The sequence below is a fragment of the Rhodococcus sp. NPDC003383 genome, from assembly GCF_053589115.1.
In genome coordinates this window covers 47429-53587 of sequence record NZ_JBSFRG010000038.1, presented here as the reverse complement: position 1 = coordinate 53587, position 6159 = coordinate 47429, and the positions used below count along the sequence as shown (strand labels likewise).

Annotated in this window: 5 protein-coding genes and 1 tRNA gene; 1 reads left to right on the top strand and 5 read right to left on the bottom strand. The window is 68.7% G+C overall.

All coding sequences use genetic code 11. The annotated features are described in order from the left end of the window. Positions 1-156 precede the first annotated feature (156 nt). The 3 genes from ACWDTS_RS25055 to ACWDTS_RS25045 all read right to left on the bottom strand — a co-directional run bounded on the left by ACWDTS_RS25055 (position 157) and on the right by ACWDTS_RS25045 (position 1931). Positions 157-354: a hypothetical protein gene (locus tag ACWDTS_RS25055; protein ID WP_197256812.1), complete on the bottom strand. Its 198-nt coding sequence runs from the start codon at positions 352-354 to the stop codon at positions 157-159. Between the two features lie 257 nt (positions 355-611). Then, a tRNA-Thr gene (locus tag ACWDTS_RS25050) sits at positions 612-684 on the bottom strand. Positions 685-746: 62 nt separating this feature from the next. Further along, positions 747-1931: a DNA polymerase III subunit delta' gene (locus tag ACWDTS_RS25045; protein WP_248675950.1), complete on the bottom strand. Its 1185-nt coding sequence runs from the start codon at positions 1929-1931 to the stop codon at positions 747-749. A gap of 94 nt (positions 1932-2025) precedes the next feature. Here ACWDTS_RS25045 and ACWDTS_RS25040 point away from each other — a divergent pair, with 94 nt between their 5' ends. Further along, positions 2026-2412, top strand: a complete 387-nt coding sequence (locus ACWDTS_RS25040) for a VOC family protein (RefSeq protein WP_197256814.1) — start codon at positions 2026-2028, stop codon at positions 2410-2412. 18 nt (positions 2413-2430) lie between these two features. On the opposite strand, the gene ACWDTS_RS25035 is transcribed toward ACWDTS_RS25040, so the two are convergent. Together ACWDTS_RS25035 and topA are read right to left on the bottom strand one after the other, a co-directional pair. Beyond that, positions 2431-3099, bottom strand: coding sequence for a helix-turn-helix domain-containing protein (locus ACWDTS_RS25035; RefSeq protein ID WP_197256816.1), 669 nt, complete (start codon positions 3097-3099; stop codon positions 2431-2433). Positions 3100-3136: 37 nt separating this feature from the next. After that, entirely contained in the window at positions 3137-6085 is a 2949-nt protein-coding gene (gene topA, locus ACWDTS_RS25030; protein ID WP_450119233.1) for a type I DNA topoisomerase, read from the bottom strand. Positions 6086-6159: the final 74 nt, after the last annotated feature.

Sequence of the window (6159 nt, the reverse complement as noted above, 5' to 3'; positions counted from 1 at the left end):
TCGCAGGCGCCTTCGTCCAACCTCGTTTCCCGTACCTTCCGGTCCGGGTCGGTGTCCGTGTCGCTCTGACCTGGAATAAGTTACGCGAAGGCTACGCAGAACACCAAATCACCAGGTCAACGACGGTTTCGGGGTGGTTCAGGCGTCGAGAAGAGGTCAGGGCACCCAGTACTTGACGGCGAGCTGTTGGACCACGTCGTCGTCCTCCGATGCCTGATCCAGCAGCGCGAGGTCATAGCTGATATCGACGAGCCGGGGGTTGTCGCCTTCGGCGTCCCCGAGCGGACGTCCGCCGTCCTCGATGCGCTGCCGGAGTATCTTTTCGCGCACTCGTTCCTTCAGCGACTCGCTCATATAACGAGCATGAGCGCCCCGCGACCGGTTGTCGAGCACTGCGTTCCGGCTACTCGTCGTCGTGTCGTCGGAACACACGTATCGCCATCGGGAGGACGACGGCGAGGGCCCCGATGATGACGATCAGGGAGAAGATTTCCATGGCCATGCTTCCATCGTCCCTGTTTCCGACGATGTGTGTGGGCTGGTCCGATGCGGATGGGCAGGAACGAGGAAGGCCCCTCACCGTGTTCCCGGTGAGGGGCCTTCCCCTTCTGAGCTGCCTGTCGGAATCGAACCGACGACCTTTTCATTACGAGTGAAATGCTCTACCGACTGAGCTAAGGCAGCGAGCCATTCGGCGTCCGAAGTGTAGCCGACCACCCCCCGGAGGATGCAAACCTGCACGTAGATCAGCGGAACGCGGAGCTCAACCTGGCCGCCATCGCAGCGACCGCGAAACGCGGTTTGACGTTCTGCGCGAGCGCCTCGCGGCACTCGAGGATCGATTCGATACAGGTCAGCAGTGATTCCGGGGAGGTGCGGGACGCGAGGTCGCGGACACGCTCGGCCATGTCCGGATGGTTCGGTGTGGTGGTGGCGCCGAACGCGGCCGCGAGCGCGTCACGATACAGCCCGGCGAGGTCGATCAGTGCCCGGTCCATGATGTCGCGCTCGGTTCGGGTCAGGCGCACCTTCTGTTTGTCCGCGAGCGCCTTGAGGACACCGGCCGACCCACGCAGGGCTCCCGCGGTTCCCTTTCCGGTGCCGCCCGCCCCCAGTGCCGTCCTCAGCTCCTCGGTTTCCCGTTCGTCGATCGATCCGGTGATCTCCTTGGCCTCGGCCTGCGCGCGCTGGACCAGGTCCTCGGCATCGGCGTAGGTGGTGGCCGGGTGCAGGACCGCCTTGGCCACGTCGAGTGCGCGGGTGCGGTTGGCACGCGCGGACTCGTCGGTCGCCAGGCGCCGGGCGCGGCCGACGTGACCGCCGCTGACGGATGCGGCCCACTGTGCCGCGCGCTCGTCGATCCCGTCGACGTCGCGCAGCACCCGGGCGATCGATTCGACGCTGGGCGTCACGAGTCCGATGTGGCGGCAGCGTGAGCGCAGCGTGACGGAGATGTCCTGGGGATCGACCGAGGGCGCGCACAGCAGGAAGACGGTGCGCTGCGGTGGTTCCTCGACGACCTTGAGGAGCGCGTTCGCAGCACCCTCGGTGAGCCGGTCGGCGTCTTCGACGACGACGATCTGCCAACGTCCCGTGCTCGGCCGGCGCGACGCGGTCTGAACGATCTCGCGCATGGACTTGACGCTGATGGTCAGGCCCTCGGGTACGACCCGGCGCACGTCACCGTGGGTGCCGGCCATCGTCGTCGTGCAGGCATGGCAGTGTCCGCAGCCGGGTTCGCCGGGGTCGGTGCACTGGAGTGCCGCGGCGAAACACAGTGCCGCGACCGACCGCCCCGACCCGGGAGGCCCGGTGAACAGCCACGAGTGGGTCATCGCCGATCCCGTGTCGCCGTTGCGGGCCGCGATCGCGGCAGCGATCAGGTCCGTCTCGACGTCGCGTTGACCGACGAGACGATCGAAGACACCCATGCAGCGCAGCGTAGCGGCAGGCACCGACGATCCCGCTCCCGCTGCTGTCCGAAATCTGCAAGACACCCGAACCCGCTCTGCCTAGGTTCGGATCATGACTCCGCACCTGTCTGCCGTCGGACTCGTGGTGTCCGACCTCGTCCGCTCCTTCGACTGCTATCGACTCCTCGGCCTCGACCTACCGACGGAACCGCCGGACAGCCCGCACTTCGAGGTGACACTGCCCGGCGGTCTGCGTCTGCTGTGGGACACCGTCGAGTCCGTCCGGTCGTTCCATCCCGAATTCACGCCCGGCACCGGCGGCGCGTCCCTCGCCTTCGACTGCGGCAGCCCGGACGGCGTCGATGCCACGTACAAGGCGTTGCTGTCGGCGTCCTGCACCGAGGTGAAGGCCCCGTGGGATGCCTTCTGGGGACAGCGCTACGCCCTGGTCCAGGACCCGGACGGGCACTCGATCGACCTCTTCGCCGCGCTGTCGTAACCGGCCGCGCTGTCGTGACTATCCGGCGAGGTCGGTGAGAGTCGTTCCGCACAGGGCACGCACCTCACGCGCGAGGTGGGCCTGATCGGAGTAACCGCAGTCGGCCGCGATCCTCGCGAAGCCGCCGCCGGCCCGGGCCAGGTCTACGGCGGTCCGGAATCTCAGAACCCGGGCCAGCGTCTTCGGCCCGTATCCGAAGGTCCGCAACGCGCGGCGATGCAGCTGCCGGTCGCTCCACCCGATCGCCGCCGCGGTGTCCGCGACGGACTCTCCCGCCGCGAGCATTCCCGCGACGGCCACATCGATTCGGAGGTCGGCGTCGGCGAGTTGCGTGCGGGCGAGCGCGACGAGGGCGGCCGCGGGCGCGACGTGCGCAGCATCGGAGAGCCGCCGGACCTGCGCCGACGACCACACCTGGTCGAGGGGAACGCGCTGGTCACGCAGTTCGCACGCGTCGACGCCGAACAGGGCCGGGCCGATTCCGGGTGCGCAGCGCAACGCGGTCAGCGACCGGAGGGTCCCCAGGTCCGAGTGGTGTGCCCGGGTGTCCGGTCCCGCGACGAGGAATCCGTCCTCGTGCCAGATCAGGTCCATGCACCCGTCCGGCAGCACGTGGGACCCCGCAGCCGCGCGCGACGCGGACCACAGGATCACGCCTGCGACACCCGACGCCTGCTCGCGGTACACGCCGCGAGGATACGACGGCCCCGCGGGCCCGTCACCCCTACTCGGCGGCCTTCTTGGCTGCCGTCTTCTTGGCGGTCGTCTTCTTGGCGGTCGTCTTCTTGGCGGCGGTCTTCTTCGCCGCCGTCTTCTTGGCCGGGGTCTTCTTGGCCGCGGCCTTCTTCGTCGCCTTCTTGGCCGGGCCGCGGGCACGACGGTCGGCGAGCAGTTCGGAGGCACGCTCGTCGGTGATCGTCGCGACCTCGTCGCCCTTGCGCAGGCTCGCGTTGGTTTCACCGTCGGTGACGTACGGGCCGAACCGGCCGTCCTTGATGACCATCGGCTTCTCGCTGACCGGGTCGATGCCGAGCTCACGCAGCGGCGGGGTCGCCGCGGCCTGCCGTCCACGCCGCTTGGGTTCGGCGTAGATCTTCAGCGCTTCGTCGAGGGTGACGGTGAACATCTGTTCCTCCGTCGCGAGCGACCGCGAGTCCGTGCCCTTCTTCAGGTACGGGCCGTAGCGGCCGTTCTGCGCCGTGATCTCCTCACCCGTCTCGGGGTCGACGCCCACCACCCGCGGCAGCGACAGCAACCGGAGGGCATCGTCGAGCGTGACCGTCGACAGGTCCATCGACTTGAGCAGCGACGCCGTGCGCGGCTTCGGCCCGGTGGCCTTCTTCGCGGCCTTCTTGGCCGGCGCCTTCTTCGCGGCGGTCTTCTTCGCGGTCTTCGTCGCGGTGCCGCCGGACTCGATCTCGTCGACCGGGATCGGCGTGACCGCGGGCTCCGGCTCCTCGGCTTCGGCCGGCGGTTCCGGCAGCAGCTCGGTCACGTAGGGGCCGAAGCGACCTTCCCGGGCGACGATCTCGTTGCCGGTGACGGGGTCGATGCCGAGGCTGCGGCCCTCCTGCGGCGTCGCGAACAACTTCTCCGCGTATTCGCGGGTCAGCTCGTCCGGCGGCAGGTCGTCGGGCAGGTTCGCGCGCTGCGAGATCAGCTCACCGTCCGGGTTGGCCGGGTCGACGACCATCCGCTCGAGGTACGGACCGAAGCGGCCGACGCGCACGCGGATCTCGCGGCCTTCGGAGTCGTCGAACAGGCGGATCGAGTTGATCTCGCGGGCGTCGATCTCCTCGAGGTTCTCCCCGACCATCTTCTTGAGGCCACCCTCGCGGGCGACGGATCCCTGGGCACCCCGCTCGCCACCGAAGTAGAAGCTCGACAGCCAGGCGTTGCGGTGCTCGTGACCGGACGCGATCTCGTCGAGGTCATCTTCCATCCCGGCCGTGAAGTCGTAGTCGACGAGCTGCCCGAAGTGCGCTTCGAGGAGGCCGATCACCGCGAAGGCCACCCACGACGGCACGAGTGCGCTGCCGCGTTTGTAGACGTAGCCGCGGTCCAGGATCGTCTTGATGATCGACGCGTACGTCGACGGACGGCCGATCCCGAGGTCTTCGAGGGCCTTGATCAGGCTGGCCTCGGTGTAGCGGGCGGGCGGGTTCGTCGAGTGTCCGTCCGGGTCGAGCTTCGTCGCGGTGACGGACTGCCCCTCGCTGAGGTTCGGCAGCCGGGACTCGGCGTCGTCGGACTGGCCACCGGCCTCCTCGTCGACGCTTTCGACGTAGGCCTTGAGGAAGCCGGCGAACGTGATGGTCCGGCCGGACGCCGAGAACACGCATTCCTCACCGGTCGCGGCGGTACCGGCGATCCGCAGCGTCAGCGTGGTGCCGCGTGCGTCCGCCATCTGCGAGGCGACGGTGCGCTGCCAGATCAGCTCGTAGAGCTTGAACTCGTCGGTGTCCAGGCGCGAGTGCAGTTCGCCGGGCGTCGCGAACACGTCGCCGGCGGGACGGATCGCCTCGTGCGCTTCCTGCGCGTTCTTGACCTTGCGGGTGTACTGCCGCGGGCTCGGGCTGACGTACTCGGCACCGTACAGCTGGGTGGCCTGGGCCCGAGCCGCGGCGATGGCCGACTCCGACAGCGTCGTCGAGTCGGTACGCATGTAGGTGATGTAGCCGTTCTCGTACAGCCGCTGCGCGATGCGCATCGTCCGTTCGGACGAGAACCTCAGCTTGCGGCCCGCTTCCTGCTGCAGCGTCGACGTCATGAACGGTGCGTACGGCTTGCGGGTGTACGGCTTGGATTCGGCGGAGGTGACGGCCAGCGCCGCGCCTTCGAGCGCGGCGGCCAGGGCCCGCGCGCGGGCCTCGTCGAGCACCGCGACCCCGGTGGACTTGAGCTGACCGTCCGGGCCGAAGTCGCGGCCGACCGCGACGCGGCTTCCGTCGACACCGACCAGCCGCGCCCCGAACGATCGGGGGCTGGCGTCGGCGCCGGCGTCGAGGGTCGCAGCGATGTCCCAGTACTCGGCGGACGTGAACGCCATGCGCTCGCGTTCGCGCTGCACGATGACGCGGGTCGCGACGGACTGCACGCGGCCCGCCGACAGCCGCGGCATGACCTTCTTCCACAGCACCGGGCTGACCTCGTAGCCGTACAGGCGGTCGAGGATGCGGCGGGTTTCCTGCGCGTCGACCAGGTCGATGTCGAGATCGCGGGTGTTCTCCGCGGCCGCCCGGATGGCGGGCTCGGTGATCTCGTGGAAGACCATCCGGCGAACCGGGACCTTCGGCTTGAGCGTTTCGAGCAGGTGCCAGGCGATGGCCTCGCCCTCACGGTCGGGGTCGGTGGCGAGGTACAGCTCGTCGGCGTCCTTGAGGAGGCTCTTGAGCTCGGCGACCTTGGACTTCTTCTCCGGGCTGACCACGTACAGCGCTTCGAAGTCCTGGTCGACGTTCACGCCGAGGCGGGCCCACGGCTCACCCTTGTACTTGGCCGGGACGTCGGCCGCGCCGCGCGGCAGGTCCCGGATGTGACCGACCGACGCCTCGACGACGTAGCCCCGTCCGAGGTACGGCGCGATCTTCTTCGCCTTGGTCGGAGACTCGACGATGACGAGCCGACGAGTGCCCGACGAGCCGTCCGACGTGCTCTTGTCCCGTGCTGCCACCGTGCCGCCCGCACCTTCCCTAGTTGTCGACATGCCTGCTTCTTCAAGGACATGTATACCGACCCGTCCCCCCG

Excerpts from the sequence above, each read along its gene's own strand:
- ACWDTS_RS25045 (WP_248675950.1), bottom strand. The coding sequence starts at position 1,931 with ATGGGTGTCTTCGATCGTCTCGTCGGTCAACGCGACGTCGAGACGGAC.
- ACWDTS_RS25055 (WP_197256812.1), bottom strand. The coding sequence starts at position 354 with ATGAGCGAGTCGCTGAAGGAACGAGTGCGCGAAAAGATACTCCGGCAG.
- ACWDTS_RS25040 (WP_197256814.1), top strand. The coding sequence starts at position 2,026 with ATGACTCCGCACCTGTCTGCCGTCGGACTCGTGGTGTCCGACCTCGTC.